This window comes from Bordetella genomosp. 11, from assembly GCF_002261215.1.
Taxonomy (GTDB): domain Bacteria; phylum Pseudomonadota; class Gammaproteobacteria; order Burkholderiales; family Burkholderiaceae_B; genus Bordetella_C.
Genome location: NZ_NEVS01000004.1, coordinates 1,405,243 through 1,431,071 on the forward strand (window position 1 = coordinate 1,405,243; position 25,829 = coordinate 1,431,071).

A 25,829-nucleotide genomic window follows, 5' to 3' on the forward strand; every position below is an offset into this window, starting at 1 on the left:
CTGTCACTGCACTACACACTCATTGATTGGGCAGCGCGAAAGAGAACTTCGCGCCTTGGTCGACGATGCCTTCACCCTTGATCCAGCCGCCGTGTTTTTCAACGATGCGCTTGCACAGGGCCAGGCCGATGCCGGTGCCATCGAAGTCTTCCAGTCTGTGCAACCGCTGGAAAACGCCAAACAGTTTTCCCGCGTAGGCCATATCGAAACCCACGCCGTTGTCGCCTACGCTGAACAGAGTGAATGTACCGCAATTTTGCCCAGTGACCGTGACGATGGATTCGGGGCGGCTGCCGGAATACTTGACCGCATTTTCAAGCAGGTTGTACCAGACCTGCCGCACGTATTGCGCGTCGCCCCACGCGCGCGGGAGATCGTCGACGCGCCACTGCACTTTCCGGTGCGGCAACGTCAGTTCGACCGCCTGGCGTACTTCCGCGACCAGCTTGTTCGAATCCAGTTCGGAGACCGTCAGCGCGGCGCGCCCAAGGTGCGAAAAACGCAAAAGATCGTCCACCAGCCGGCCGGCCATCACCGCCGCCCGCATGATGTTCTCGATATACCGCGTGGAGGTCGGGTCCAGGTCGGATTCGCGCTGCTTGAGAAGTTCCGCGAATCCGGCGATGTGGCGGAAGGGGGCGCGCAAATCGTGCGACACCGAATAGGAAAACGATTCCAGTTCGACATTGCTGCGCTGCAGCTGTTCGCTGAGCTCGGCGCGTTCTTCCGCGCGTTTCAGGATCAGGTTGACCACCACCGTACGGAAATCGGCCAGTGCGTCCACTTCGGACTGGCGCCATGGCATCGAGCGCCCGCGCAGTTCTTCCTGCCACAGCTCGAACGACTTGCGCGGGTGCAGCCGGCCCGATACCGGGTCGACGGATTTGCGGGGGTCGCCACGCCACTGCACCGTCCGTATCACCTCTGGCCGGAACCACATCAGGTAGGCCGTGTGCAACCCGGAAATCGACGCGGCCGCCAGGCCGCTGGCGACCTCGGCGAACGGCGCGGCCTCGGGCCACACCAATGGCAGGCGATCCGTGTGATAGGCCTGTTCCACGTTGTTGCCGTGCAGCCATTCGGCGATCTTGCGGATCTGCGCTTTCGAAGGGGTGTTGCCCATGGTGTGCACTTCGTCCTGCCACACCAGGGCCGCGCCGTGGGCGTCCAGCAGGCGGGTCCAGGCTGGCGAGCGCTGCGCATAGCCGTCGGTCAGGGTATCGGCGCGGGACAGCAATTCCACCAGTTCGATTTCTATCTTCTTCAGTTCGATGCGGTGGGAATGTTCTGAAATACGTTCGTGCGCGCCGATGTGATGGGCGACGATGCGGCCAAGGAATTCGCAGGCCGCGCGAACCTGCGGTCCGACCAGGTGCGGGCCGGCACTGTGGCAGGAGATCAATCCCCACAAATGGCCGTCGATGACGACCGACACGGACATCGACGAGCCGGTGCCCATGTTGCGCATGTATTCCAGGTGGATCGGAGACACGCTGCGCCAGTTGGCCGCCGTCAAGTCCACGGATTCGTGTCCGGCGCCTATCAGTGGCGGTTCCAGGGGCACAGGCTGGTAGTTGGCGTCCGGTATCAGCCGGACGCGGTTCTGGCAGTACAGGGCGCGTGCCTGCGGTGGAATGTCCGAGGCCGGAAAGCGATGGCCCAGATAGGAAGGCAGGGCGCCCGTGCCGTCCTCGGCGACCACCGTTCCATGACCATCGCTGTCGAACCGGTAGGCCAGCACGCGGTCGAAGCCCGTCAGCCGGCGCACTTCCACGACGGCCCGCTGCAGGATGGGTTCCGGCTGGCCGGCGGGCTGGATATCGTCCAGCAGCATGCGCAGCCGGGGATAAAGGGCATCCAGGGTGACGCCCTGTTCGGCGCTGTCGGGTTCCAGCTCGACCAGCAGCCCTTGGCCGGTACGCGCGCCCGAGACGTGCAACTGGCGATCGCCGATGTGCACGGTGGCCGACAGCACGCCGTCTTCGACGTCGCGCCAGGCGCGCAGGGCGCGGAGCAGTTCCTCCATGGCCGGCGCGCGTCCGACCACCTGCGGCAGGCGTTGCCCCGTCTCGCAGGCGATGCCCAGCATCGCCTGAGTGTTGGCGCTGCGGGTGATGATCTCCAGCGTATCGGGCGCGAGCAACAATAGCGCCGCGTAGGGTTGGATCGCGCCGGGAATTCGTATCGGCTCTTGCGCGCAACGGTCCAGGTCCAGCTGCGTCGAGGGTAGGGTGTCTTGCTGCGGCACCTGTTTGCTCCGTTGCTAAGCACTACGCGAGGCTGTTGGGTATCGGGCGGCCGGTTAGGATATCACCGCGCCCGCGCCGCCAGGCCAGGCGATCGGGCTCGTCTGCCCATCCAGGCCGGCGCGCGCGCAGCAGCAATTTCCGGGCCCGGCCCCTTGCGATGGCCTGGGTATTGGCCCTTACCGCGGATGGCATTGTTATAGTCGCGCCCATGGAGACAAAACAGCAGGGACGCCCACAGTCCCAAACCCGGGAAGAAGGTTGGCCGCGGCCGGACGGTCGCGCCGGTACCGCCGATATGCTGGATTCGCGCCGGTCCTGGATCGTCGCGACCATGGCGCTGGTCTGTCTGGGGATGTCCTTCGGCGGCCCCTTGATCGCGATCGTCGGCTTGAAGACCATCGCCGCCGATATGGGCGGCGCCCGTTCCGTGCCGGCGCTGGGCGGTTCGCTGGCGTGGCTGGGCGCGGCGGTCGGCGGCGTGCTGATGGGCCGGGTGGCCCATCGTTTCGGCATACGCTGGACGGTCATCGGCGGCGCGCTGTCGGTATGCACCGGGCTGGCCATTTCCACCGTGGGGGAACCCTGGGCGCTGTACGTCGGGCACGGCGTATTTATCGGCCTGCTGGGCCTGGCCGGCCTGAATGCGCCGCTGTACGTGTATATCAGCCATTGGTTCCTGCGGCGGCGCGGCTCGGCGCTCGCGCTGCTGTCCAGCGGCAACTACATCGCGGGCGTCGTATGGCCGGTGATCTTCGAAGCCGTCATCGACAGATTCGGATGGCGGACCACCATGCTGGGCTACGGCCTGATCCAGGCGGCGCTGGTGACGACCCTGGCCCTGGTATTCCTGCGGCCGCCGCCGGCCGCGGCGTCGCCCCCCACCACGGCGGCGGTGGCGCGTCCGGGCAAAGTGGCGGGCATGCGCCCGAACACGGTGTTCGTCATGCTCGCGGCCGCCGGCTTCCTGTGCTGCGTGCCGATGGCGATGCCTCAAGGCCATCTGGTCGCGCTATGCAGCGATCGGGGATTGCCGGCCACGGTCGGCGCGGCCATGCTTTCCGCGCTGCTGGCGGTGGCCTTCATGAGCCGGCAGGCCTGGGGGCTGGTTTCGGATCGGATAGGCGGTGTGCGCACGGCGCTGATCAGCTCTTTCATGCAGATGATCGCCGTGTCGGGGTATCTGTACGTGCAGCAGCAATTCGGGCTGTTTGCCGTATCGATCGCCTATGGGCTGGGATTCAGCGCCCTGATCCCCGCCTATGTGCTGGCCATGCGCGAGATCTTCCCGCCGCACGAGGCCTATTGGCGCGTGCCGTCGATGCTGCTGATGACCGGTTCGGGCATGGCCGCGGGCGGGTGGGTGGCCGGCTTTCTGTACGACCGGTACGGCAGCTACGATCCGGCGTTCATGCTGGGCGTGGCGGCGAATATCGTGAATCTGGTCCTGCTGGCGACCCTGACGCTGCGCATGCATGGCGGCTTCCGGATCCCCGCGTTGCGGCGCGCGTGAACATCGCCAGGGCCGCGGGCGGGGCGTCATCGGCATGCGGTACCCTAACCGCATGAAGATCCAACTGCTATCCGACCTGCACCTCGAAACGAACGCCGACTTCACGCCGACGCCCGCCCCCGACGCGGATCTGTTGATCCTGGCGGGCGACATCGGTTCATACCAGCAAGGCTCGCGCATCGCCGGCGACGATTTCGGCCTGGCGCGGTTTTCGCCGCGCGATCGCTGGCCGGTTCCGGTGGTTTACCTGCCCGGCAACCATGAATACGACGCGCAGGATTTCGACGCCGCCCACGAAAGGCTGCGCGCCTTGTGCGACAGGCTGGGCATCCAATGGCTGGAACGCGAAACGCTGGTGATCGACGGCGTGCGCATGGTCGGCACCACGCTGTGGAGCGATTTCGACGCCATGGTCAAGCCCGGCGATACGTTGACCCAAGTCTTGAACAAGCGCGGCAAGGCGTTCCGCGCCGCGAATTTCTATCTGGAAAAGGCGAGCACCACGCGCGGCGGCAGTCCGTTCCTGGCGGAGGAGCTGCGCGAGCAGGGCCTGGCCTGCCAGGCGTGGCTGGACGCGGCTCTGGCGACGCCTTTCGACGGCCCGACCGTCGCGATCACGCATTTCGCGCCGACCCTCTCCAGCGCCGATCCCCGCTATGGCTTGACGCCCGGCACGGCGGGCTTCTGCAACAGCCTGGACGAGCTCATTCCCAGGGCCGACCTGTGGCTGCACGGCCATCTGCACCATGCCGTGGACTACGTCCAGGATGGTTGCCGCATCGTTTCGAACCCGCTGGGCTATGAATCGAAAGGCGAGCAAGAGGGCTTTCGCCCGACGTTGACCATCGACCTCGCCGCATTGTCCGGCCGGGACACCTAACCGACGCGGATCGCCCGGCCGGGACACCTAACCGACGCGGATCGCCCGGCCGGGACATCTAACCGACGGGAAGGGGGCGGTCACAGCGAAATGTAAGCAAAGGGCATGTAGCTTGCGGGCAGTCCAGCACGCCGCCCGCAAGCGGCTTACGCAAGGAGATTCACGATGAAGACCACCATTGCAGCCCTGATGATGGCTGTCGCCCTGACCGCCTGCAACAAATCCGGGGACAATGCACCGCCGTCGTCCGGCAGCGGGGCCACCTCGCAATCCGGCGCCGCCCCCGCCGGTCTGGGCGGCTTGGGCGGTAACACCAAGACCAAGTAGCCTTCCGCGGAAGCGGAAGCGGTAGCGGTAGCGGTAGCGGCCCGGCACACGCTGCGTGGGCCGTCGGCACGGCGCAGGGCATGGGTGCCCGGCGGCGCCGCGGGGCGTCGCATGCGCCACCATCCCGGCAGACCGGGATGATGCCCGCAACCGCCCGCGTTGGCCGGGCCGCCGTGGCCCGGCGGCCCCTCGCGATGCTCAGTTCACCGTTGCGTGGGACTGCTGAACGATCTGGCGCCAGCGTACGATTTCATCGGCCAGGAATTTCTGGAAGTATTCCGGCGATTCCGTCATCGGCGCGGTCCCGAGGTCCTCCAGTTGCTTGCGGAACCCCGGATTCGCTACGGCCTGGTTCACTGCCTTGTTCAACTTGTCGATGATGGGACGCGGGGTACCGGCCGGCGCCAGGATGGAATACCAGGTGGCCACCTCCATGCCGGGGATGCCGGCTTCGGCCATGGTCGGGATATCGGGCACGGCGGGGAAGCGCTTGGCGCTGGTGATGGCCAGCGCCTTCACCTGGCCGCTTTCGATGAGCTGCTTGCTGCTGGGAATGTTGACGAAGGTGAAATCGGATTCGCCGCTGATCACGGCGGTCAGCGACGGCGCCGATCCCTTGTACGGAACGTGGGTCGCGGTGATGCCGGCCTTCGTCTTGAACAGTTCGCCCGCAAGGTGCTGGGTGCTGCCGCTGCCCGCGGAGGAAAAATTCAGCTTGCCAGGGTGCTTCTTGCCGTAGGCGACAAGGTCCGCCACGGAATTGACGGGCAGCTTGGGATTGACGATCAACAGGTTGGGGGCTTCGGCGAAGATCGCGATGGGTTCGAAGTCCTTGACGGCGTCGTAGTCCAGCTTGGGATACAGCGTGACGTTCACGGCCAGCGCGGTCGAAGACAGGGACAGGGTATACCCGTCCGGCGCCGACCGCGCGACATACGATGCAGCGATGTTGGTGCCGGCACCGGGGCGGTTTTCCACCACGATGGTCTGGTGCAGGATCGGCGTCAATTCCTTCGCGATCAGCCGCGCCGCGACGTCGTTGCCGCCGCCGGGCGCATAGCCGACGACGAGCTTGATGGGATGGTCGGGATAGTTCGCCGCCGGGGATTGCGCTTGCGCGGCGCCGGCGCTGAAGGCAAGGCCCAGCAATGCGGCCGCTATCGACGAAAGAGGCTTCATGTGTTTGTCTCCGTGATGTTATATGTGCCGATCGCGGAGACGCCCGATCACAAGCGGTGTCAGCGATCAGGACTTTCTTGGGCCTTGTCCGGGCCGGTGCCGGCGGTGGATCGCCGCGTTCGGGCACCGGCGGCAGGCCCGTACCTTATAACATCGAACGGTTCGCGCGCCGTCGTTTTGGCGGTACCGGCGCATTGCGGTTATCCCTGAGTCCGCGCCACACGCGAGCGGCGCAGCCGCTCGCTGACACGCTGCCACAATCGCGCCGGCGACAGCGATAGGGGCTGGGGAGGTCCGTCGCCGCCCACGGCCCCCGCGCTGCCTTCGCCCGGGGGCTTGTGGCGGTAGGCGGCTGTCGCGCCGAAGGCGGCGGGATCCGGCATGCGGCCCGGTGCGGACCGGGACAAGGCCTTGGCGATCTGCGCGGGCGCGGGAAATACGAAGGAGGCGCACAGCCTGTCCACCGCGGCCGCGACGTCCTGCCATTCGTCCGTATGGCTGATCGTATAGTCGTAGCCGTCCTGGCTGACGGAGATCCAGCGTTGCTGGTCCCCCGCGATGAAGAAGCTGAGCGCCACGATGTCGCGCGACGGGCCGAAGCGCGGCGCCTGGCAGGGCCCGATGTGGCTGGCACGCAGCGACTTCAGGTGCATTTTCATCAAATGGAGCCGGGCCGATGCGTTGCCCTGCGACCGGCCGACCTGTAGCAGCAGACGCGTATCGCCCAGCCCCAGGACGACGGTGACGCCTTCATCGGACATGCGCGCGCTGTCGAGGTCCCAGTCGTCCGGCATGTCGAAGGCAAAGCCGATACGCGGATGACGGTAATGCATCTCAAACCACCTTGAGCGGAAGCGCCGAGCCGCCAGGAAATCAGCCGTGCGCGGGAGAAACGGCGTAGCCCGATCGAGCTTGTTTTTTAGCGGAAACCGTTGGGATCGCGCTAGTGAAGTCCGGCGGCATACGGAAAGAATACGTGGACAAGTATCCAGCGGATCGCCCTGTATGCGCTAAGCATGGACGAGGCCAGGAAATAGCGGCGGCGGCATCATACGCTACGGTGCGTGCTATCGCGGCATCTCATGATTTGTCCTGCCGATATGGCGGGCCGCAATCAAGCGCTGCTGTTCCAGTCGTTCAACACTTGGGCAACATGGCAGGGGGTGTGATCATGGGTACGTTCAAAGCAGTGGGTATCGGCGTAGCAATGATGGCGATGGTCGGCTGTACGTCGGCCCCGCCGAAAGAATCCGGCTTCCTGGGCAACGAATATTCGAAAATGCATCAGACCGAGGCGCCCGACGGCGGCCGTCGCCTTTCTTACCTGAATCCCAGGTTCACGCCCGCCAACTACAACGCGCTCCTGCTCGAGCCCGTGGTGTATTACCCGGAGCCCCAGCCCACGGAAAAAGTCTCCATGGCGACGCTGGACCAGATCCGCACCTATGCCGATACCTCGCTGCGCCAGAAGCTCGGGCAGCAAGTCCGTCTGGTGGAGAAGCCGGGCCCGGGCGTCGCGCGGGTCCGTGTCGCCGTGACCGCCGTGGGCAGCGAGAACCAGCCGCTGGCGTTTTACCAGTACATCCCCGTAGCCTTGCTGGTGACCGGGGCCAAGGCGGCGATCGAAGGAGGGCGGCCGCAGGACGCGACCATCGCCATCGAAACATCGATCACCGACAGCATGACCAACGAGACGTTGTACGCGGCCGTGCGCGGCGGGGCGGGCAAGGAGATCACGGAATCCGGCACGGAGGGCGAAACTGGCGTCCGCCTGCAGAACGTGGAGGCCTTGATCGATACCTGGACCACCGGCGCGGCCCAGGAGATCGTGAAGTACGTCGCGGCGCGATAGCAGGGTCGCACGTTCGCGAGGGTAGCAACCCGTACATCGTCGAGCGCGGCGGCCACGCGGCGGCCGCGCCCGCCACCATGGCGCGCGCTGGCGCGCGCCGGGGGGATGGAAAATGGCGGACCCCGACACCTCCGAGGACTCCGATATCCACGACGCTTCCATTACACGCAGGAAGCGGCGAATTTCCTGGATATGGCTCGTCCCTATCGTCGCCGCGCTCGCGGGCGGGGCCCTGGTACTGCGTACCTGGCTGGAGGCCGGGCCCACCATCACCATCACGTTCCAGACCGCGGAAGGGCTGGAGGCGGGCAAGACCCAGATCCGCTACAAGGACGTGATCGTCGGCCAGATAGAAAGTATCCGGCTGAGCGACGACCGCTCGCACGTCATTACCACGGCGAAACTGGCGAAGGACGCCACGTCGCTCGCGCAGGAAGGCACTATCTTCTGGGTCGTACGGCCGCGCCTGGGCTTGAGCGGAGTATCCGGCCTGGGCACGCTGCTGTCGGGATCCTATATCGGCGTGGACGCGCCGCGCCGGGTCGATAACCGGCGTCCGAAGACCGAATTTGCCGGCCTGGAGCTGCCGCCCGAGGTCCTGCAGGATCGTCCCGGCAAGCGCTTTCGCCTGCGCGCGGGCAACCTGGGTTCGCTGGACATCGGGTCTCCGGTTTACTACCGCCGCATTCCCGTCGGGCAGGTCATCGGTTATCACCTGAGCGACGACGGCCAGGACGTGAACATACAAATCTTCGTGGACGCGCCCAACGACCGCTTCGTGACCGATGCCACCCGCTTCTGGAACGCCAGCGGTTTCGACTTTACCTTGAGCGCGGATGGCCTGAAGGTACGCACGCAATCGCTGCTCTCCCTTGCCCTGGGCGGCCTGGCGTTCGAGGATATCGGCGAGGGCCCACGCACGGTCGCTGCCGCCGACGCGGATTTCCGCATCTACGATAGCGAGCAGTCCGCGCGCGCCAAGCCGGATAGCCTGGCCTTGAAAGTGCAGATGCGGTTCGACCAGTCCGTGCGTGGGCTGAGCGTGGGGGCGCCGATCGATTTCAATGGCATCGCGCTGGGACAGGTCGATGCGATAGACATGGACCTGGACAGGGAACGCAACCGCTTCTATGCCTTGATCAGCGGCACGATCTATCCCGATCGCCTGGGGAGCATTGCCAAGGTCATACGACAGGACTACATGGGACCCGACGCGCAGCGCCCCTCGGGTATCCTGATGGACAGCCTGATACGCAACGGGATGCGCGCGCAGCTGCGCACGGGCAACTTCCTGACCGGCCAGTTGTATGTCGCGCTGGACGTGTTCCCGAACGCGGAACCCGCGACATTCCAGATGTCGATCCCCGCCAGGATTCCGACGGTGCCCAACAATCTGGACCAGTTGCAGCAGCAATTGGTCAGCATCGCCTCCAAGCTGGAGAAGGTTCCGTTCGACCAGATCGGCGCGGACGTGCGTGCCGCGCTGTCCAGCGCCGCGCGCCTGATGACCCGGCTGGACAAGCAGGTCGCGCCGCAGGCCCAGGCGGCGCTGCGCGAAGCGGCGCAGTCGCTGTCGGCACTCAGCACCATGCTGTCTTCCGAAACCGGCCTGGCTTCGAATACCGAACGCGCCGTGCAGGAACTCGGACGCACGGCGCGCTCGCTGCGCGCGCTGTCGGATTATCTGCAGGCGCATCCGGAATCGCTGCTGCGCGGTCGGGCGCCGGATCGCGGGCCCGCCGCGCCGGCCGCCAGGAGCAATTAGCGCCTCGCCGCCAGGCGCTTCACCGCCATTTGCCGCCGCCCACCCATATCGGGGGAGGGCGGCAGGCGCCCGCTGCCGTCAGGCGCGCATGGCGCTTCCCCGCGGGACACGCCCACGGCCGATGCGTCCGTCGTTGACAGCGCCGCGAGGCCTTGGATAATATGTATATACATTAAATTTGATATGTACATATAAGTACACGGAGGAGCAATGAAGATTCGCCTTGTCGCGGCCACACTGGCGCTGGCCGCGGGTATGGCCGGCAACGCCGCCGCCGCGGACTATCCGTCCCACGCGATTACCTGGATCGTGCCGTTCGCCGCCGGCGGCCCCACCGACGCCATGGCGCGCAATATCGCCAATCGTGTGGGACAGGAGCTCAAGCAGACCATCCTGATCGAAAACGTGGCGGGGGCCGGCGGCACGATAGGCGCGGCCAAGGCCGCCAAGTCCACGCCGGACGGCTACACCTTCCTGGTCGGCCACGTCGGTTATATGGCGGCGGCGCCGTCGCTGTACCAGCGCCTGCAATACGACCCGGTCAAGGATTTCGAGGCGGTCTTCCGCTTTCCGGATACCCCCCTGGTGTTGCTGGTGGGCGCGGGCTCGCCGCAGAAGGACGTGAAGTCGCTGGTTGCCTATGCACGCGCGAATCCGGGCAAACTGAACTTCGGCAACGCCGGCGTCGGCTCGACGTCGCACTTGGTGGCCGCCATGTTCGCCGCCCAGGCGGGCATCGAGATTACGCCTATCGCGTACAAGGGAGCCGGCCCCGCCATGAACGACCTGATGGGCGGCCAGGTCGATGCCATGTTCGACCAGACCAATACCGCGCTGCCGCAGACGCGGGGCGACAAGGTGCGCGCCCTGGCCCTGACGTCGACCTCGCGCATGGCGCAGTTTCCCAATGTCCCCACTGTGGCGGAAAGCGCGGTACCCGGCTTCCAGGCGTCCACGTGGTACGGACTGTATGCGCCCAAGGGCACGCCGCGCCAGGCCATCGACACCTTGTATGCCGCATGGCAGCAGGCCTTGAAGGACAAGGATTTCACGGGCAAGATGAGCGATCAGGGCATCCAGTTGCTGGATCCCGCCCAATACGCGCCCGCGGCGCTGCAGTCCTTCACCGCCGAAGAGGTCAAGCGCTGGACCGGCGTCATCGAGCAGGCGCACATTCCCAAGCAATAGCGCAGTCCGGCGGCCGCCGGCCGCCTCCTTCAGGCCACGTTTTCCCATGCGCGACATCCACGCCGAAGACATCGTCAGCAGCATTGCCGACGCATTGCAGTTCGTCAGCTACTACCATCCGGCCGATTTCGTCATGGCCCTGCGTCGGGCGCATGACGCGGAGACCCGGCCCGCCGCCCGCAACGCCATGCTGCAGCTGCTGATCAACAGCCGGCTCAGCGCGCGGGCCCACCGGCCGATATGCCAGGATACGGGCGTGGTCCACGTCTACGCGCAACTGGGCATGGACGTTCGCGTGCGGGGCGAACCGGGGACGCCGACGCCCTCTTTGCAGGCACTTGCCGACCGGGCCGTCGCCCGCGCCTATGGCCTGCCGGACAACCCGTTGCGCGCTTCCGTGATCCGCGACCCCCTGGGCGCGCGCACGAATACGCGCGACAACACGCCGGCGGTGCTGCACGTGGAGCTGGTCGAAGGCGATGGCTTGCGCCTGACGGTGGCGGCCAAGGGCGGCGGCGGTGACGTCAAGGCCCGCTACACCATGCTGAATCCCAGCGATTCGGTCGCCGATTGGGTGATCGCGCAACTGCCCGGCATGGGCGCGGGCTGGTGTCCGCCCGGCACGCTGGGCATCGGGGTCGGCGGCACGCCGGAACAGGCGATGTTCATCGCCAAGCGCGCGCTGTTCGCGCCGGTCGACATCGACGAGCTGCGTGCCAGGGGTGCCCGGACGGCGGGCGAAGCCCTGCGGCTGGAACTCTACGAACGCATCAATGCGCTGGGTATCGGCGCGCAGGGACTGGGCGGCGACCTTACCGTGCTGGACGTCAAGGTCGCCGAGGCCCCCACGCACGCGGCCCTGCAAGCCGTGGCGATGGTGCCGAACTGCGCGGCGACGCGCTTCGTCTCGTTCGAGCTGGACGGCTCCGGCCCGGCGCGACTGGAGCCTCCCGATCCCGCCCTGTGGGACGGGCTGCCGGATGCCCTGCCGCTGGAAGCGGGGCGCCGCGTCGATCTCGATACCCTTTCGCGGGACGATGTGGCGCAATGGCGTGCCGGCGAAACCCTGCTGCTGTCCGGTACGCTCTTTACCGCGCGCGACGCCGCGCACAAGCGGCTGCTCGATATGCTGGAACGCGGCGAGCCGCTGCCGGTGGACCTGCGCGGCCGCGCCATCTATTACGTCGGGCCGGTCGACCCGGTGGCGGGCGAGGCGGTCGGACCGGCCGGGCCTACCACCTCCAACCGCATGGACAAGTTCATGCCGGCCCTGATGTCGCGCACGGGCCTGCTGCTGACGATAGGCAAGGCGGAACGCGGCGCGCAGGCCGCCGCGGCCATCGCGCAGGCGGGCGGCGCCTATCTGATCGCCGTGGGCGGGGCGGCGTACCTGGTGTCGCAAGCCGTGCGCTCGGCGCGCGTGGTGGCTTTCGCCGACCTGGGCATGGAAGCCATCTACGAATTCCAGGTGCGCGACATGCCCGTGACCGTCGCGCTGGACGCGCACGGAGGCACGGTGCACAAGTTCGCGATATACAATGCGGCGTCGAAAACGCATCAAAAGGCCGCACCGTCGGATGGAGCCGCGCTACGCTGAACTGACCAGGACGCTGATCAAGGACATCGCCAGCGGTGTCTATCCCGTGGGCGGCAGCTTGCCCTCGGAAATCGATCTCGCCAGCAAATACGGGGTCAGCCGCGGGACGGTGCGCATGGCGCTGGATCGCATCCAGACCCTGGGTCTGATTTCGCGGCGCAAGCGGGCGGGCACTCGTGTCGAGGCCGCGACGCCGCGCCAGACCGAATACGGCCCGACCATTTCCACGGTAGAGGAACTCGTCCAGTATGGCGCGGACACCCGCCGCGTCGTCCATAGCGTGCGCGGCATCGTCGTCGACATGGCCCTGGGCGCCCGTCTGGGCCTGCCGCCGGGTACACGCTGGACGCACATCCAGACCTCGCGCTCCAATCCGCTTTCGCCCGATTACCCGCTGGCGTGGTCCCATCTTTACGTGCCGCAGGAAATGGGTACGCGCATCCGCCATGCGATGGAAAACGACGAGCAGGCCCTGGTGTGCGACCTGATCTGCCGGGCGACCGGACGCGTCGTCAAAGAGATCCGCCAGACCGTGCGCGCGGTGGGCGTGCCGCCGGCGCTCGCCCAGACATTCGGGACGGAGTCCGGGGCCCATGCCCTGGAATTCGTGCGCCAGTACTACGACCAATCGGACAAGCTGTTCGAGGTCGCCGTCAGCCTGCATCCGGCGGATCGCTTCAGCTATACGACCGTGCTGCAGCGCCAGGAGCAGATACCGCGCTGAGACCGGCGCAGCCGGGCGCCGGCAGGTCCTAGCCTTCAGCCAATCCCCGATCCCGTCCGTCACGGGCCAGGTGCAATACCCGTTCATTGGGCGGAATGAAAAGCTCCTGGTAATACACCGGGCTGCCCTTGCCGACAAAGGCCCGGATATCCAATCGCTGTCCCGTCGTGCCCGCGCGCACGCCGATGGCCTTGCAGATCGCCGCGTCGAACTTTCGGGTCGACAGGTATTGGTCCATGCGGCCGATCGCCTGCGCGGTTTCGCGCATGATCAACTCCTTGAAGTTTTCGTTGGCCAGCTTCTTCAAGGGCAGGTTGTGGAAGGCGGAGAGGCGCTGGGGGTCCGCATAGAAGCGGGAAAACACCGAGAACTCGTCGCCGATCGCCAGGACGCGTTCGATGCATAGCGAGCGCGCGCAGCGAAGATGATCGGCCCAGGGGCCGGCCGCCTGCGCGTCGTAGCGATCCATGATCTTCGGATAGACCGGCAGATAGCCCGTGCCGCTGTCGTCGATGAAGCGGCAGTGCAGCGGCGCATGCATGGATTCGTCCGGCTGGCCCGCCACGAAGGTGCCGTTGCCCTGCTGGCGCACGATGATGCCTTCGTCCACCAGCATGCGCAGCGCCCGCTGGATCGTGCCGATGCTCAGGGGCAGAGTGGCCGCCCATTCCAGTTCGGTGGGCAGGCGCAGGCCGGGCAGCCATGAGCCATCGGCGACGGCATGCGCGATCGCATCCCGCATCGCCATGTACTTGGGAATCCCGGGGCGCACATAGTGGTCCAGCCGGCGTTGCAAATCCGCGCCGATCGAGGCTTGATCTTGTTCCATTGCTTTAATACTATATAGTAATAGAGTAATTTAGCGCTAACGGTGGAGAGGAATATGGGTCCGGAGAATTTGCTTGTCATTATGTCCGATGAACACAATCCCAAGGTAATGGGATGTTCCGGCCATCCCATCGTGCAGACGCCGAACCTGGATGCCCTGGCGGCCTCGGGCACGCGCTTCACCGGGGCGTACACGACCAGCCCGGTCTGCATTCCCGCCCGGGCCGGTTTTGCCTGCGGCAAATACATCCACCAGATCGGCTTCTGGGACAATGCCGACGCCTACGACGGCAGTGTTCCCAGCTGGCACCATGTCCTGCGCGAACGCGGCCATGACGTCGTGTCCATCGGCAAGCTGCATTTCCGCAAGCCCGGGGAAGACCACGGTTTTACCGAGGAACAAATACCCATGCACATCCTGGAAGGCAAGGGTGACCTGATGGGCCTGATCCGGGACGATCTGCCGCGCCGCGGCGGGGCCAAGAAAATGGCGGCCATGGCCGGGCCGGGGGAAACGCCCTATACGTTCTACGACAGGGAAATCTGTTCGCGCGCCCAGGTCTGGTTGCGCGAGCAGGGCACACGCCAGCGCGAAAAGCCCTGGGTGCTGTTCGTTTCCTTCGTCGCCCCGCACTTCCCGCTGACCGCGCCGCCCGAGCACTACTACCGCTATTGGGAGCAGGACCTGCCCATGCCCAAGCTGTACGCACGCGAGCAGCGGCCCCGGCATCCCTACCTGAACGACTACGCCAACAGCTTTTGCTACGACGACTACTTCGAATCCGCGCAGGATGTGAAGCGCGCGCTGGCAGGGTACTTCGGGCTGGTGTCCTTCCTGGACGAGAACATCGGCAAGGTGTTGCGCGCCTTGAACGAGAGCGGGCTGGCCGGCAGCACCCGCGTGATCTACACCAGCGATCATGGCGACAACCTGGGCGCGCGCGGGCTGTGGGGCAAGTCCACCATGTATGACGAGATCGCGGGGGTGCCGCTGATCATGCGCGGTTCCCACGTGCCGGCGGGCAAGGTGGTCGATACGCCCGTCAGCCATGTCGACTGCTATCCGACTATCGTCAACGGCGTGGGCGTCGATTTCGACGCGGTGCGGGATACCCATCCGGGCGTGGACCTGCGGGATATCGCGGCCGGCGCGCAGCCGGAGCGCACCGTATTGTCCGAATACCACGGCATGGGCTCGACCTCGGGCGCGTTCGCGATCCGGCACGGACGCTACAAGTATGTGCATTACGCGCTGTATCCGGCGCAGCTGTTCGACCTGGAAAGCGATCCGGACGAAACCGTCGACCTGGCCGGCGAGCCGAGCCATGCCGGCGTGCTGGAGGAATGCCGGCAACGGCTGTACGCGCTGTGCGATCCGCAGGAGGTGGACCGCCGCGCCAAGGCGCGCCAGGCGGAACTGCTGGCCGCCAATGGCGGCCGCGAAGCGGTGATCGCGCGCGGCGATCTGGGGTTCACGCCGGCGCCGGGGACGGCGGCGGACTTCCAGTAGAGGGAACCGCGGAACGCAAGCGGCAGAAAAGAAATCGGCGATCGGGCCGGCGATCCCGGCGACCCGCATGGAACAGCCGGGCACGCACGATCGGACGGCGAATGGGCACGACGGACCTTGCGCAGTCAAGGCCGGCCAATAACGAAGATAAGGAGACAAGTCATGAAATGGATCGCCCATGTGGCAAGCCCTGCGCGCAGGCTCCGGCTGTTTGCCACCGTGTTGCCCTGCCTGCTGGCCTCGGCGGCCGTCCAGGCCGCGGACTCCTGGCCCAGCCGTCCCGTACGGGTCATCGTCGCCTATCCGGCCGGCGGCGGCCTGGACTTCGTCACACGGGTGCTGGCGCAGCAATTGTCGAAGAAGTCTGGGCAAAGCTTCGTCGTGGAGAATCGCGCCGGCGCGTCGGGCCTGATCGGCGCCGATGCGGTGGTAAAGAGCGCGCCCGATGGATACACGATGCTCGTGGCCTCGCCCGCCGAAGTCCTGGTCGGCGCGATCGCCGGACAGAAAATGCCGTACGACCCCCAGCGCGACCTGGAGCCGGTGACGCTGGCGGGCGAAACGCCGCTGGTCGTCGCGGTGAACCCCTCCGTCAAGGCGAAGACCATGCAGGAGCTGCTGGCGCAGGCAAAAAGCAGCGGCACGCCCATGTCCTACGGGACGCCGGGCAATGGCAGCTCCATGAACTTCGCCGGCGAATCGATCAACCTGGTGGCCGGGACATCGATCCAGCATGTGCCCTACAAGGGCGCGGCACCCGCGGTCGCCGACCTGCTGGGCAATCACATTCCCATCGGCATCGTCGGCATGCCGCCCACCGTCCCGTATGAAAAGAGCGGACAACTGCGCGTCCTGGCGGTGACCAGCGACAAGCGCTCCGAAGCCATGCCCGATGTGCCGGCGATGGCGGAACTGCCGGGGTTCAAGGGATATCGATTCACGAACTGGATGGGTGTGTACGTGCCTGCCGGCACGCCCAAGGCAGTCGTGGACAGGATGGCGGCGGATATCGCCGCCGTATTGAAGCAACCCGACACGCGCGAGCTCCTGCTCAAGCAGGGCGTCGAACCGGTGGGCGGGACGCCGGCGCAGTTCACCGCCTTTCTTGCGAGCGAACGCGAGCGCTATACCCGCATCGCGCGGGAACGGCACATCAAGATCGATTGAAAGCGCCGATCGCCGGCCGGGTCTTCCCGCGGCGTGCCCGATCAGTCCGCGATATCGATCACGACTTTGCCCATGGCGCGTCCGCTGTGCAGGTGCGCGTGGGCCGCCTCGGCGTTTTCCAGGGAGAACCGGACCGGATCGAGCAGGGGCGCGAGCGTGCCCGCATCCACGAGCGTGGCCACCTCGCGCAGGATGTCGCCATGGTGCGCCAAACCCTGGCCCGTCAGCATGGGCAGCAACATGAAAATGCCGATCAGATCCAGGCTGCGCCCCAGGATGGGAACAAGATCGTGGGGCTCCCACGCGGCGCAGCTCACCAGACGCCCGTACAGCCGGGTTGCCAAGGCGGACTGTTCGAGCACAGCACCGCCGACCGTATCGAACACCACATCGAAGCCCGCGCCGCCCGTATGGCGCGCGACATAATCTTCCACGGGCATATCGCGATAGGGAATCGGCTCCGCGCCCAGGCGCTGTGCGACGGCCAGCTTGGCGGGTGTGGAGGCTGTCGCGTACACCTTCGCGCCGAATGCCTTGGCGATCTGGATCGCGACATGACCGACGCCGCCGGCCGCGCCGTGGACAAGTACGGTTTCGTCGACATTCAAGGCGGCGCGGTCGATCAGTCCTTCCCAGGCAGTGATGGACACCAGGGGAAGGGCGGCTGCCTCCCGCATGGACAGCCGGGCGGGTTTGGGCGCGACGAGTCGCGCGTCGACGGCGACGAATTCGGCCAGCGTGCCGGGCCGTCCTTTGACGCCGCCGGCGCAACCGTATACGGCATCGCCGACCGCGAAATCGCGCACACCCGGACCGACCTCGGTCACGATGCCCGCGAAGTCCATGCCCAGGATGGCCGGCAGGCTGGGTGCCGCCGGACCCATCAGGCCCGCGGCGATCTTCAGGTCGGCCGGGTTGACGCCCGATGCCTGCACGGCAATAAGGAGCTCCCCCTGGCCCGGCCGCGGGAGCGGAACATCGTCATGCAACCGGCCTGCCTTGCCGAATTCGGTTATTACATGGGCGCGCATCGGATCCTGCCTTTCTTGCCAAAAGAGGAGACGATACGGCCTGGCTTTGCATTGGCAAAACGACTAATTCTTATTGTTAGCATTCGATCTGTAAATGATAGACTGGCGCCTCGCAACGCAGGAGCCCGACATGGCAACGACTCAGCTGGAACTCGACAGTCTTCGGGCTTTCCTCGCCATAGCGGACCAGGGCAGCTTCACCGCGGCGGCGGGCAGCGTCGGCCGCACCCAGTCGGCCGTCAGCCTGAAGATACGCAAGCTCGAAGAAGCGCTCGGCAAGCCTCTGTTTCTGCGCAACGCCCATCGTACGACGCTGACCCCGGCTGGCGAGTTGCTGCTTGGCCATGCCCGCCGGCTCGTACGCGATAGCGATGCGGCGATCGCCCACTTGCGCGCTGCCGAGGCGGCGGGCGCCATCCGCCTGGGCATCGGCGAGCTCTTCGTGCCCGACCATCTGCCGCGCGTACTGACCCGTTTCCGCCGGACGCATCCCAAAGTCCGTCTCGAAGTGCAGGTCGGGCTGTCGGCCGATCTCCTGAAAGAGATGCGCGCGGGCGCGCTCGATCTGGTGGTCGCGAACCGCGAGGGCGACGACGATACGGCCGGGAGGGTGCTATGGACCGAACCCTTGAGGTGGGTGGCGGCGCAGGATTTCGAATGGAGCGAGGACGGCCCGGTGCAGCTCGTGGCATTGCCGGCGCAATGCACGTATCGGCGTATGGCCATCGACGCGCTCGCGGGCATCGGACGGACCAGCGAGGTGGTTTATGCCTGTACCAGTCTATTGGGCGTCGAGTCAGCCATTGCCGCCGGTGCCGGCGTGGCCATTCTTGGACAGTCTTCGCTGCGCCGCAATCCCGGCCTGCGGGACATAGGGCAGAACCTGCCCCTTCTTCCGGATTGCCGGATCGCGATATTCGGCGAAGCCGGCGCCGACCACGACGCCGCGCACGCGCTGATTCGCTTCATCGAAGACAGCCTGACGTCCGAATCGTCGCTGTTCAGGGCGTAGTCACCCAGCGCGGAAAAAAGAAATTTCCATGTCGCCGTAACCGATCCGTGCTCTTGGGCGAACTACCGGGTGTGCTGCCCGCACCCGGGACGTACGCGTGCCGCGTTTCCCTGGACACCTGAATCGAAAGGCGTGGAAAGAAATGTCGATGGTCACCGAGCAAGACGAGCATAGCAAGTACCTGGGCCAGTTCATTCCCCTTCAATACCATCACGTCATGCTGATGGATGCGAACCGGATGAAAAACTTCAAGGCCGCCATCGACCATGTCGTCAGGCCGGGCGCGAAGGTACTGGAATTGGGCGGGGGCACCGGCGTTCTCTCCTGGTTCGCCGCTGCCAAGGCGGACAAGGTATGGTGCGTGGAGTTCAACCGCGAGCTGGTGACCGAGGCGAACCGCTTCCTGGACATGAATCCGAACGGCGATAAGGTCGAAGTCGTCCATGCCGATGCATTCGACTACCTGCCACCGGAGCCTGTCGATGTCATGATCTGCGAGATGGTGCACGTCGCCATGCTCAGGGAAAAGCAGGTCGAGATGATGGAATCGTTCAAGCGGCGCTACCGCGAGCGCTTCGGACCGGACCTGCCGATCCTGGTGCCGACCGCGGTGGTGATGGCCGTGCAGCCCTTGCAAAAGGCCTATGATTTCGAGGGTTTCCAGGCACCCATCATCCAGGTGGAGGAGCTGTCGGGAAATGAACCGGGTACCTTCGAATTGGGTGCTCCCGCGGTCTATAGCGTGCTCGATTTCACGCTGGACAATACCCTGGACATCGCCTGGGAGGGCACGGTGGCGATCGAGCGGAGCGGTATGGTCACTTCGCTGCGCTTTATCACCAAAAACATACTCGCGATGGTGATGGAGCGTGGATCGACGATCGATTGGCTCAACCGCTACATGTCATTTCCGCTGCGGACGCCGGTACGCGTCGAAGCCGGCGATACGCTGCGGATCCGCTTCCAATACCGTGCCGGTGACTTTATTTCGGTCCTGATGGACGCGCTGCAGGTAGAGGTGGTCCGCTAGCAGCGGCGCGCGTTTGCTTCGGGCGCGGCGGCAAAGCGTCAACGCCGCGCACGCCGATACCCCGCGCGTCGCCGTCCCGGGCGCGTTCAACCCCGCCGTGCCGCTTCGATCTTCGCGATGTCGATTTTCCGCATCTGCATCATGGCGTCGAAAGCGCGCTTGGCCGCGGCGGGGTCGGGATCGGTGACCGCTGCGGTAAGGGCGCGCGGCGTGATCTGCCACGACACGCCCCATTTGTCCTTGCACCAACCGCACGCGCTTTCCTGGCCGCCGTTTTCGACGATCGCGTTCCACAGCCGGTCGGTTTCGGCCTGGTCATCGGTCGCGATCTGGAACGAGAACGCCTCGGTGTGCTTGAACATGGGGCCGCCGTTCAAGCCCAGGCAGGGAATGCCCGCCACGGTGAACTCCACCGTCAGGACGTTGCCCTGCTTGCCGGAAGGATAATCGCCGGGGGCGTGATGGACGGCGCGGACTTCGCTATCCGGGAACGTGCGCGCGTAGAACTGCGCGGCTTCCAGTGCGGTGCCGTCGTACCAAAGACAGACTGTATTCTTGGCGACCATGCGTGTCCCTCCCGCTCGTGACCGTTGCCGATAGGGCGTCGGTGCCTGGCGGGAATTCTACCGCGCGGTATGCGCGGCGCCGGCGCGCCTGCCGATCCGCGGGGAGCAGGGGGGCAACGCATGCGCGATTGCCAGCCGGCAAGTCCGTCCGGCAATCGCGTGGACGAGGCGCCAGCTTCGACCGACCATGGCTGGACCGCGGTCGGTAAGCTGTCGCCGCGCGTGCTCAGCTGCGGTCGGTGACTTCGACCAGGTGATAGCCGAATTGGGTCTTTACAGGACCCTGTACGACTTTGACCGGGGCGCTGAATACGACTTCATCGAATTCACGCACCATCTGGCCGGGGCCGAAAGTGCCCAGGTTGCCGCCGTCGCGGCCGGAAGGGCACTGGGAATGTTCGCGCGCGACCTGGGCGAAATCCGCGCCGCCTTCGATGGCGGTCTTCAGTTCTTTGCATTGCTGTTCCGTCGGAACCAGGATGTGGCGTGCGGTGGCTTGAGCCATGGGTATCTCCTTGTCAGAAAGTGAACCGGCAAGCGTAACCCAATCGGGCGATGCGTGCCGTCACGCGTTGAAAGCCAATATGCCCGTTCCCGCGGGCGCGATACCCCGCGCAGCCGGCCGCCCGGTCAGTGTCCGCGCGCCTTCAGCTGCGCGTCCAGCCGCGGATAGACGCGTCTCGCATTGCCTTCGAAAATCTTGAAACGCGCTTCCGGCGTGATGTCGGCCGCGACGACGTAACGGCGCGTGTCGTCGAAGTAATGTCCGGTCTCGGGATCGATGCCGCGCACGGCGCCTATCATTTCGCTGGCGAACAGGATGTTGTCGACGGGGATGACGCGCGTCAGCAGGTCTATGCCCGGCTGGTGATACACGCAGGTGTCGAAGAAGATGTTGTTCAGCAGATGATCCTGCAGCAGGGGTTTCTTCAACGCCTGCGCCAGGCCGCGGAAGCGGCCCCAGTGGTAGGGGACCGCGCCGCCGCCGTGCGGAATGACGAGCTTCAGCGTGGGAAAGTCCCTGAACAGATCCGAATCCAGGCATTGCATGAAAGCGGTGGTGTCGGCGTTCAGGTAATGCGCACCGGTGGTGTGGAAGCAGGCGTTGCAGCTCTGGCTGACGTGCACCATGGCCGGCACATCGTATTCGACCAGCTTTTCGTATAGCGGATACCAGTAGCGGTCGCTCAAGGGCGGGCTGGTCCAGTGACCGCCGGAAGGGTCGGGGTTCAGGTTGACCGCGACGTTGCCGTATTCCTCCACGCAGCGTTTCAGTTCGGGCAGGCAGGTGGCCACATCCACGCCAGGGCTTTGGGGCAGCATGGCCGCGGGCACGAAATGGTCGGGAAACAGCGAGGCGACGCGGAAGCACATCTCGTTGCAGATGGCCGCCCAGGTGGACGAGACCTGGAAGTCGCCGATGTGATGCGCCATGAAACTGGCTCGCGGACTGAACACCGTGATGTCATGGCCGCGCTCTTTCATGATGCGCAGCTGGTTGGACTCGATGGCTTCGCGCAGTTCGTCGTCGCCGATGCGGAGTTCCGAGGCCTGGGGCGCGGGTGTGCCATCGTTGAAGGAAGCGATCTGGCGCTTGCGCCAGGTTTCCAGCGCGGCGGGGGCGGTGGTGAAGTGTCCGTGACAATCGATGATCATGCCAACTCATCCGGTAAGGCCGCGCGGCTGCCGGCACGGCCAGGTTGCATCTTGTGGAAGTATCTCCTCCGGGAAGGGCGCGAGCGCGCCGGCCATCCTGGGGGGAACTATGTTGCGATTGGCACCCGGCCGCGTCAAATATATATTTTCGCGGCTTTCCATATCGGAATCGAATAAATCGCGGGGCAATCCACGAAGGGGCATTGCGGTCGCCGGCCGGCCCGTTGGTGCGGCAGGTATGCCATGACGGGCCGGTTCGCGCGCGGTTCCGACTTACCAACTGGCCGAATACCGACCGTCGAAGGGCTGGTTATCCAGGTCCCCGAAATCATTCGCGTGGTAATTCGCGGGGTCCGCCGCGGCGCGGCTTTCCGTTCGCGACATGCTGCTGCGGGAGCCGGAATCCGGCATGGCACAACCCGCCAGTGCCAGGGCCAGCAGGGCGCCGGCCACGGTCAAGGTCTTCATGGCTAACCTCCAGAACGATGTCCGCCGGAAACGTGGCAGCCGGCCGGAGCCGACGCCGTTCTCATCCCTTTCCGGGCTAGCGATTCACGCCGGATGCCAGCGCGAAATGAACCATGGAGATAGCCGGCCGCGCGCCTTGCAGGATGCGCGCGGGCAGCGTGACGCCTTCATTCTGCGATTTCCGCGTATCCGGCGTCCATGGATGTTTCCTTAGTTTTTCTCATGGCTCGCGGCGGTGCACCGTCGCCCGGCGCTTCGCGCGGTACCACCGACATGAGGGTTTTCCTCCATGGCTGCTTTGGGGCTGCATAGATAGGATGTCCAACATCCTACACAAGGCCGGGTAGCGCATACCTGGACCGAAGCGATCCGCCGCGCGTGGCGCCTGGCGATGGGTACGCTTGCACAACACGACAGGAGACATCCCTTGGCTTTTGCCCCTTTGAAACGCTTCGTGGTGCTGGATCTGTCCCGGGTACGGTCCGGCCCCGCCGCCGTGCGCCAGTTCGCCGATTGGGGCGCGGACGTGATCAAGATCGAAGAGCCCAGCGAGGTCAAGGACGACAAGCCGGGGGGCGCGGCCAAGTTCAGCGATTACCAGAATACCCATCGCAACAAACGCAGCCTGACACTGAACCTGAAGCACCCCGAAGGCAAGGCGGTGTTCATGGAGCTAGTCAAGCGCGCCGACGTGCTGGTCGAAAACTACCGCCCGTCCGTGAAGGCCAAGCTGGGGATCGACTATGAGTCCCTGCGCGCGGTGAATCCGCGCCTGGTCTATGCCAGTATTTCGGGCTTCGGCCAGGATGGGCCTTACGCGGACCGGCCGGGCCTGGACCAGATCGCGCAGGGCCTGGGCGGCCTGATGTCGGTCACGGGCGAAGCCGAGCGCGGCCCCATGCGCGCGGGCATTCCGATCGCCGATCTGAGCGCCGGCCTGTTCGCCGCGATCGGTATCCTGATCGCGTTGCTGGCGCGCGAGGAGAGCGGGGTGGGGCGCTGGGTGCAGACCTCGCTGTTGCAGTCGCAGGTCTGGATGATGGATTTCCAGGCGACGCGCTGGCTGATCGATGGCGAAGTGCCGGCGCAGTCCGGCAACGACCATCCGACCAGCGCGCCGACGGGGGTCTATCCGACGGCGGACGGCTACATCAATATCGCCGCCATGGGCTCGGGAATGTTCACCCGCTTGTGCGAAGTGCTGGAACTGCCGGCGCTGGTGCACGATCCGCGCTTCATCGAGGCTGGATCGCGCGTGGAGAACCGGGCGGACCTGAATCGCGAAATCATCGCCCGCACACGCACCCGTAGCAGCGCGGAGTGGATAGACCGCCTGAATGCCGCCGGCGTGCCCTGCGGCCCCATCCTGTCGATGGACGGAACCTTCGAAAACGAGCAGGTCCGGCACCTGAACATGGTGCGGCAGGTGCGTCATGCGACCAAGGGCGACATCGCCATCATGGGCCAGCCGGTGATTTTCGGCGGCACCGAGCCGCCGGAACTGCGGGCGGCGCCGGAAACCGGCGCGCAGTCCGACGAAATCCTGGCGTGGCTGGGCATGGACGAGGCGCGGCGCGCCCGTTTGCGCGCGGCCGGCGCGATATGACACCATCGCGCCTTCGACGCACAACCCGGCAAACACCCTTATGGTCCGCAGCGAAACTCCCTCCGACGCGATCTTCGGCAGCCTGGCCCGCCCGGACAACCTGCCCGACGAAATCGCCCAGCAGATCCGGCAGAAGATCCTGAGCCAGGCTTTCGAGCCCGGCCAGCGCCTGCCCACCGAGCTGGAGCTGGCACAGTCGTTCGGCGTGAGCCGCAACGTCGTGCGCGAGGCCATCGCGCGGCTCAAGCTGTCCGGCTATATCGAGACCCGCCGGGGCGTCGGCAGCTTCGTGACGTCGGAAACGGGCCAGCGCAACTTCGAGATCCTGCCGCAGGACCTGCTGCGCGAGGATGCGCTGGAACAGGTCTACCAGCTGCGGGTGGAGATCGAAGCGGGCGCGGCGGCGCTGGCGGCCGAACAGCGCACGGAGGCGCAGCTGGAACACCTGCGCGCCGCGCTCATCATCGCGGATGCTTCCAGCGACGATTGGCGCGAAGGCGCCGATACGGCGCTGGACTTCCACATGGCCGTGGGCCGGGCCACCAATAACCCGTATTTCGTGCGACTGCTCGCGCATTTCGGCCATGCCATCGGCGACGCCGTGCGCACGCTGCGCTACGGCAGCACCGGGACGGACCGCGTGGCGCAGATCGAACGCGAACATCACCGCATCTTCGACGCGATCGCGGCGCGCGACAGCGAGGCGGCCCGCCAGGCCATGCGCCTGCACTTGATCAACGGCATGCAGCGCCGCCAGGCGCTGCTCAAGGGAAAGCAGCAATGAGCACCGAACGTATCCTGCGCGATCGCATTACCGACAACATCATCGTAGAGAAGCGCGGCGGCGCGGGCTGGATCACCTTCAACGATGCCGGCCGGCATAACGCGGTGTCGGTCGCGATGTGGGAAGCGATTCCAGTCGCCCTGGCGGCGCTGAACGAAGACCCGGCGATACGCGTGGTAGTGGTGACTGGCGCCGGCGACCGCGCCTTTGTCAGCGGCGCCAACATCTCGCAGTTCGACAATATGCGCTCGGGAGAGCAGGCGGTATTGGCGTACGAGAAAGTGGCCGAGGCCGCGCAGTTGGCGCTGTACGACTATGACAAGCCCACGCTCGCGCGCATCAAGGGCTATTGCATCGGCGGCGGGCTGAACATCGCCCTGTGCTGCGACCTGCGCATCGCGTCGGACGACAGCTCGTTCGCGATTCCGGCCGGCAAACTCGGACTGGGCTATCGCATGACGGCCATCCGCAATCTGGTGACGGCGGTCGGAGCGGCCCGTGCACTGGAGATCTTCCTGACCGCGAAGCGATTCAATGCGGCCGAGGCCGCCGAGCGCGGGCTGCTGCACAAAGTGGTACCGGCCGATGCGCTGGACGCCACCGTAGAGGACTATGTCCAGGCGATTTCCGCGAACGCGCCGCTGACCTTGAAGGCGGGCAAGAAGATGATCCGCCAACTGCAACGGATCGGCCCTGAAGTCGACATGGACGCGATGACGCGGCTGGTGCTGGATTGCTTCGAGAGCAACGATTATCGCGAAGGACGCAAGGCCTTCGCGGAAAAGCGTCCGCCGGTGTTTACGGGCACCTGAGTACCCGCCGCGCGCCGGCATCGCCCGGCGGCCCGGCGGCGGCTTGATTCAACCACGATGACTATGCGGGGGCTGTCGCCCCGCAGGA

General features: G+C 65.7%; 24 protein-coding genes. 15 read left to right on the forward strand and 9 right to left on the reverse strand.

The window, feature by feature from the left end:
- Positions 1-19: 19 nt before the first annotated feature.
- On the reverse strand, positions 20-2,248 hold the full coding sequence (locus tag CAL28_RS13950; RefSeq protein ID WP_094841940.1) for an ATP-binding protein: 2,229 nt from the start codon (positions 2,246-2,248) through the stop codon (positions 20-22).
- 296 nt (positions 2,249-2,544) lie between these two features.
- On the opposite strand from CAL28_RS13950, the gene CAL28_RS13955 reads away from it, so the two are divergent.
- The 3 genes from CAL28_RS13955 (at position 2,545) to CAL28_RS29775 (ending at position 4,966) form a co-directional block, all read left to right on the forward strand.
- Positions 2,545-3,759 carry an MFS transporter gene (locus CAL28_RS13955; RefSeq protein ID WP_176463986.1) on the forward strand — a complete coding sequence of 405 codons (1,215 nt, stop codon included), beginning with the start codon at positions 2,545-2,547 and terminating at the stop codon, positions 3,757-3,759.
- A 52-nt stretch (positions 3,760-3,811) separates the two neighbouring features.
- Positions 3,812-4,639: a metallophosphoesterase gene (locus CAL28_RS13960; protein ID WP_094844606.1), complete on the forward strand. Its 828-nt coding sequence runs from the start codon at positions 3,812-3,814 to the stop codon at positions 4,637-4,639.
- 165 nt (positions 4,640-4,804) lie between these two features.
- Complete coding sequence (locus CAL28_RS29775; RefSeq protein ID WP_176463987.1) at positions 4,805-4,966, forward strand: hypothetical protein; 162 nt, start codon at positions 4,805-4,807, stop codon at positions 4,964-4,966.
- 198 nt (positions 4,967-5,164) lie between these two features.
- On the opposite strand, the gene CAL28_RS13965 is transcribed toward CAL28_RS29775, so the two are convergent.
- Both CAL28_RS13965 and CAL28_RS13970 read right to left on the reverse strand, forming a co-directional pair.
- Entirely contained in the window at positions 5,165-6,145 is a 981-nt protein-coding gene (locus CAL28_RS13965; RefSeq protein WP_094841942.1) for a Bug family tripartite tricarboxylate transporter substrate binding protein, read from the reverse strand.
- A 200-nt stretch (positions 6,146-6,345) separates the two neighbouring features.
- On the reverse strand, positions 6,346-6,978 hold the full coding sequence (locus CAL28_RS13970; RefSeq protein ID WP_094841943.1) for a hypothetical protein: 633 nt from the start codon (positions 6,976-6,978) through the stop codon (positions 6,346-6,348).
- A 338-nt stretch (positions 6,979-7,316) separates the two neighbouring features.
- Between CAL28_RS13970 and CAL28_RS13975 the strand changes: the two genes are divergently transcribed.
- The 5 genes from CAL28_RS13975 (at position 7,317) to CAL28_RS13995 (ending at position 13,271) form a co-directional block, all read left to right on the forward strand.
- On the forward strand, positions 7,317-7,997 hold the full coding sequence (locus CAL28_RS13975) for a DUF3313 domain-containing protein (protein WP_094844607.1): 681 nt from the start codon (positions 7,317-7,319) through the stop codon (positions 7,995-7,997).
- Positions 7,998-8,109: 112 nt separating this feature from the next.
- Positions 8,110-9,762 carry a PqiB family protein gene (locus tag CAL28_RS13980; RefSeq protein WP_094841944.1) on the forward strand — a complete coding sequence of 551 codons (1,653 nt, stop codon included), beginning with the start codon at positions 8,110-8,112 and terminating at the stop codon, positions 9,760-9,762.
- Positions 9,763-9,972: 210 nt separating this feature from the next.
- On the forward strand, positions 9,973-10,950 hold the full coding sequence (locus CAL28_RS13985; protein ID WP_094841945.1) for a tripartite tricarboxylate transporter substrate-binding protein: 978 nt from the start codon (positions 9,973-9,975) through the stop codon (positions 10,948-10,950).
- A gap of 46 nt (positions 10,951-10,996) precedes the next feature.
- Complete coding sequence (locus tag CAL28_RS13990; protein ID WP_094841946.1) at positions 10,997-12,547, forward strand: fumarate hydratase; 1,551 nt, start codon at positions 10,997-10,999, stop codon at positions 12,545-12,547.
- Positions 12,528-13,271 (forward strand): GntR family transcriptional regulator, encoded by a 744-nt coding sequence (locus tag CAL28_RS13995; RefSeq protein ID WP_094841947.1) that lies wholly within the window; start codon positions 12,528-12,530, stop codon positions 13,269-13,271. The genes CAL28_RS13990 and CAL28_RS13995 overlap by 20 nt, the downstream gene beginning before the upstream one ends.
- A gap of 28 nt (positions 13,272-13,299) precedes the next feature.
- Here the strand turns inward: CAL28_RS13995 and CAL28_RS14000 are convergent, their stop codons facing one another.
- Positions 13,300-14,100, reverse strand: coding sequence for a GntR family transcriptional regulator (locus tag CAL28_RS14000; RefSeq protein ID WP_094841948.1), 801 nt, complete (start codon positions 14,098-14,100; stop codon positions 13,300-13,302).
- Between the two features lie 54 nt (positions 14,101-14,154).
- Between CAL28_RS14000 and CAL28_RS14005 the strand changes: the two genes are divergently transcribed.
- Together CAL28_RS14005 and CAL28_RS14010 are read left to right on the forward strand one after the other, a co-directional pair.
- Positions 14,155-15,609, forward strand: a complete 1,455-nt coding sequence (locus CAL28_RS14005; protein WP_094841949.1) for a sulfatase-like hydrolase/transferase — start codon at positions 14,155-14,157, stop codon at positions 15,607-15,609.
- Between the two features lie 162 nt (positions 15,610-15,771).
- Positions 15,772-16,776, forward strand: coding sequence for a Bug family tripartite tricarboxylate transporter substrate binding protein (locus CAL28_RS14010; protein ID WP_094841950.1), 1,005 nt, complete (start codon positions 15,772-15,774; stop codon positions 16,774-16,776).
- Positions 16,777-16,817: 41 nt separating this feature from the next.
- Here CAL28_RS14010 and CAL28_RS14015 read toward each other — a convergent pair whose 3' ends face one another.
- Positions 16,818-17,807 (reverse strand): zinc-dependent alcohol dehydrogenase family protein, encoded by a 990-nt coding sequence (locus CAL28_RS14015; RefSeq protein ID WP_094841951.1) that lies wholly within the window; start codon positions 17,805-17,807, stop codon positions 16,818-16,820.
- A gap of 94 nt (positions 17,808-17,901) precedes the next feature.
- Here CAL28_RS14015 and CAL28_RS14020 point away from each other — a divergent pair, with 94 nt between their 5' ends.
- Complete coding sequence (locus CAL28_RS14020; RefSeq protein ID WP_094841952.1) at positions 17,902-18,819, forward strand: LysR family transcriptional regulator; 918 nt, start codon at positions 17,902-17,904, stop codon at positions 18,817-18,819.
- A 148-nt stretch (positions 18,820-18,967) separates the two neighbouring features.
- Entirely contained in the window at positions 18,968-19,849 is an 882-nt protein-coding gene (locus tag CAL28_RS14025; protein ID WP_094844608.1) for a methyltransferase domain-containing protein, read from the forward strand.
- Positions 19,850-19,935: 86 nt separating this feature from the next.
- On the opposite strand, the gene CAL28_RS14030 is transcribed toward CAL28_RS14025, so the two are convergent.
- From CAL28_RS14030 to CAL28_RS14045, 4 genes are all read right to left on the reverse strand, one after another.
- Complete coding sequence (locus CAL28_RS14030; RefSeq protein ID WP_094841953.1) at positions 19,936-20,415, reverse strand: VOC family protein; 480 nt, start codon at positions 20,413-20,415, stop codon at positions 19,936-19,938.
- 226 nt (positions 20,416-20,641) lie between these two features.
- On the reverse strand, positions 20,642-20,920 hold the full coding sequence (locus CAL28_RS14035; protein WP_094841954.1) for a peptidylprolyl isomerase: 279 nt from the start codon (positions 20,918-20,920) through the stop codon (positions 20,642-20,644).
- Positions 20,921-21,045: 125 nt separating this feature from the next.
- Positions 21,046-22,071 (reverse strand): amidohydrolase family protein, encoded by a 1,026-nt coding sequence (locus tag CAL28_RS14040; RefSeq protein WP_094841955.1) that lies wholly within the window; start codon positions 22,069-22,071, stop codon positions 21,046-21,048.
- A gap of 273 nt (positions 22,072-22,344) precedes the next feature.
- Positions 22,345-22,539: a hypothetical protein gene (locus CAL28_RS14045; RefSeq protein WP_094841956.1), complete on the reverse strand. Its 195-nt coding sequence runs from the start codon at positions 22,537-22,539 to the stop codon at positions 22,345-22,347.
- Between the two features lie 427 nt (positions 22,540-22,966).
- Between CAL28_RS14045 and CAL28_RS14050 the strand changes: the two genes are divergently transcribed.
- Genes CAL28_RS14050 through CAL28_RS14060 form a run of 3 tightly spaced genes read left to right on the forward strand, consistent with a single transcriptional unit; the run spans position 22,967 to position 25,741 of the window.
- Complete coding sequence (locus CAL28_RS14050; RefSeq protein ID WP_217906569.1) at positions 22,967-24,145, forward strand: CaiB/BaiF CoA transferase family protein; 1,179 nt, start codon at positions 22,967-22,969, stop codon at positions 24,143-24,145.
- A gap of 40 nt (positions 24,146-24,185) precedes the next feature.
- Positions 24,186-24,929 carry a FadR/GntR family transcriptional regulator gene (locus CAL28_RS14055; RefSeq protein WP_094841958.1) on the forward strand — a complete coding sequence of 248 codons (744 nt, stop codon included), beginning with the start codon at positions 24,186-24,188 and terminating at the stop codon, positions 24,927-24,929.
- Positions 24,926-25,741, forward strand: a complete 816-nt coding sequence (locus tag CAL28_RS14060; RefSeq protein WP_094841959.1) for an enoyl-CoA hydratase — start codon at positions 24,926-24,928, stop codon at positions 25,739-25,741. The genes CAL28_RS14055 and CAL28_RS14060 overlap by 4 nt, the downstream gene beginning before the upstream one ends.
- Positions 25,742-25,829: the final 88 nt, after the last annotated feature.

What these genes read in the sequence shown, in the direction of transcription:
- CAL28_RS13955 (WP_176463986.1), top strand. Translation starts at nt 2,545, where the DNA reads ATGCTGGATTCGCGCCGGTCCTGGATCGTCGCGACCATGGCGCTGGTC.
- CAL28_RS13960 (WP_094844606.1), top strand. Translation starts at nt 3,812, where the DNA reads ATGAAGATCCAACTGCTATCCGACCTGCACCTCGAAACGAACGCCGAC.
- CAL28_RS29775 (WP_176463987.1), top strand. Translation starts at nt 4,805, where the DNA reads ATGAAGACCACCATTGCAGCCCTGATGATGGCTGTCGCCCTGACCGCC.
- CAL28_RS13965 (WP_094841942.1), bottom strand. Translation starts at nt 6,145, where the DNA reads ATGAAGCCTCTTTCGTCGATAGCGGCCGCATTGCTGGGCCTTGCCTTC.
- CAL28_RS13970 (WP_094841943.1), bottom strand. Translation starts at nt 6,978, where the DNA reads ATGCATTACCGTCATCCGCGTATCGGCTTTGCCTTCGACATGCCGGAC.
- CAL28_RS13975 (WP_094844607.1), top strand. Translation starts at nt 7,317, where the DNA reads ATGGGTACGTTCAAAGCAGTGGGTATCGGCGTAGCAATGATGGCGATG.
- CAL28_RS13980 (WP_094841944.1), top strand. Translation starts at nt 8,110, where the DNA reads ATGGCGGACCCCGACACCTCCGAGGACTCCGATATCCACGACGCTTCC.
- CAL28_RS13985 (WP_094841945.1), top strand. Translation starts at nt 9,973, where the DNA reads ATGAAGATTCGCCTTGTCGCGGCCACACTGGCGCTGGCCGCGGGTATG.
- CAL28_RS13990 (WP_094841946.1), top strand. Translation starts at nt 10,997, where the DNA reads ATGCGCGACATCCACGCCGAAGACATCGTCAGCAGCATTGCCGACGCA.
- CAL28_RS13995 (WP_094841947.1), top strand. Translation starts at nt 12,528, where the DNA reads ATGGAGCCGCGCTACGCTGAACTGACCAGGACGCTGATCAAGGACATC.
- CAL28_RS14000 (WP_094841948.1), bottom strand. Translation starts at nt 14,100, where the DNA reads ATGGAACAAGATCAAGCCTCGATCGGCGCGGATTTGCAACGCCGGCTG.
- CAL28_RS14005 (WP_094841949.1), top strand. Translation starts at nt 14,155, where the DNA reads ATGGGTCCGGAGAATTTGCTTGTCATTATGTCCGATGAACACAATCCC.
- CAL28_RS14010 (WP_094841950.1), top strand. Translation starts at nt 15,772, where the DNA reads ATGAAATGGATCGCCCATGTGGCAAGCCCTGCGCGCAGGCTCCGGCTG.
- CAL28_RS14015 (WP_094841951.1), bottom strand. Translation starts at nt 17,807, where the DNA reads ATGCGCGCCCATGTAATAACCGAATTCGGCAAGGCAGGCCGGTTGCAT.
- CAL28_RS14020 (WP_094841952.1), top strand. Translation starts at nt 17,902, where the DNA reads ATGATAGACTGGCGCCTCGCAACGCAGGAGCCCGACATGGCAACGACT.
- CAL28_RS14025 (WP_094844608.1), top strand. Translation starts at nt 18,968, where the DNA reads ATGGTCACCGAGCAAGACGAGCATAGCAAGTACCTGGGCCAGTTCATT.
- CAL28_RS14030 (WP_094841953.1), bottom strand. Translation starts at nt 20,415, where the DNA reads ATGGTCGCCAAGAATACAGTCTGTCTTTGGTACGACGGCACCGCACTG.
- CAL28_RS14035 (WP_094841954.1), bottom strand. Translation starts at nt 20,920, where the DNA reads ATGGCTCAAGCCACCGCACGCCACATCCTGGTTCCGACGGAACAGCAA.
- CAL28_RS14040 (WP_094841955.1), bottom strand. Translation starts at nt 22,071, where the DNA reads ATGATCATCGATTGTCACGGACACTTCACCACCGCCCCCGCCGCGCTG.
- CAL28_RS14045 (WP_094841956.1), bottom strand. Translation starts at nt 22,539, where the DNA reads ATGAAGACCTTGACCGTGGCCGGCGCCCTGCTGGCCCTGGCACTGGCG.
- CAL28_RS14055 (WP_094841958.1), top strand. Translation starts at nt 24,186, where the DNA reads ATGGTCCGCAGCGAAACTCCCTCCGACGCGATCTTCGGCAGCCTGGCC.
- CAL28_RS14060 (WP_094841959.1), top strand. Translation starts at nt 24,926, where the DNA reads ATGAGCACCGAACGTATCCTGCGCGATCGCATTACCGACAACATCATC.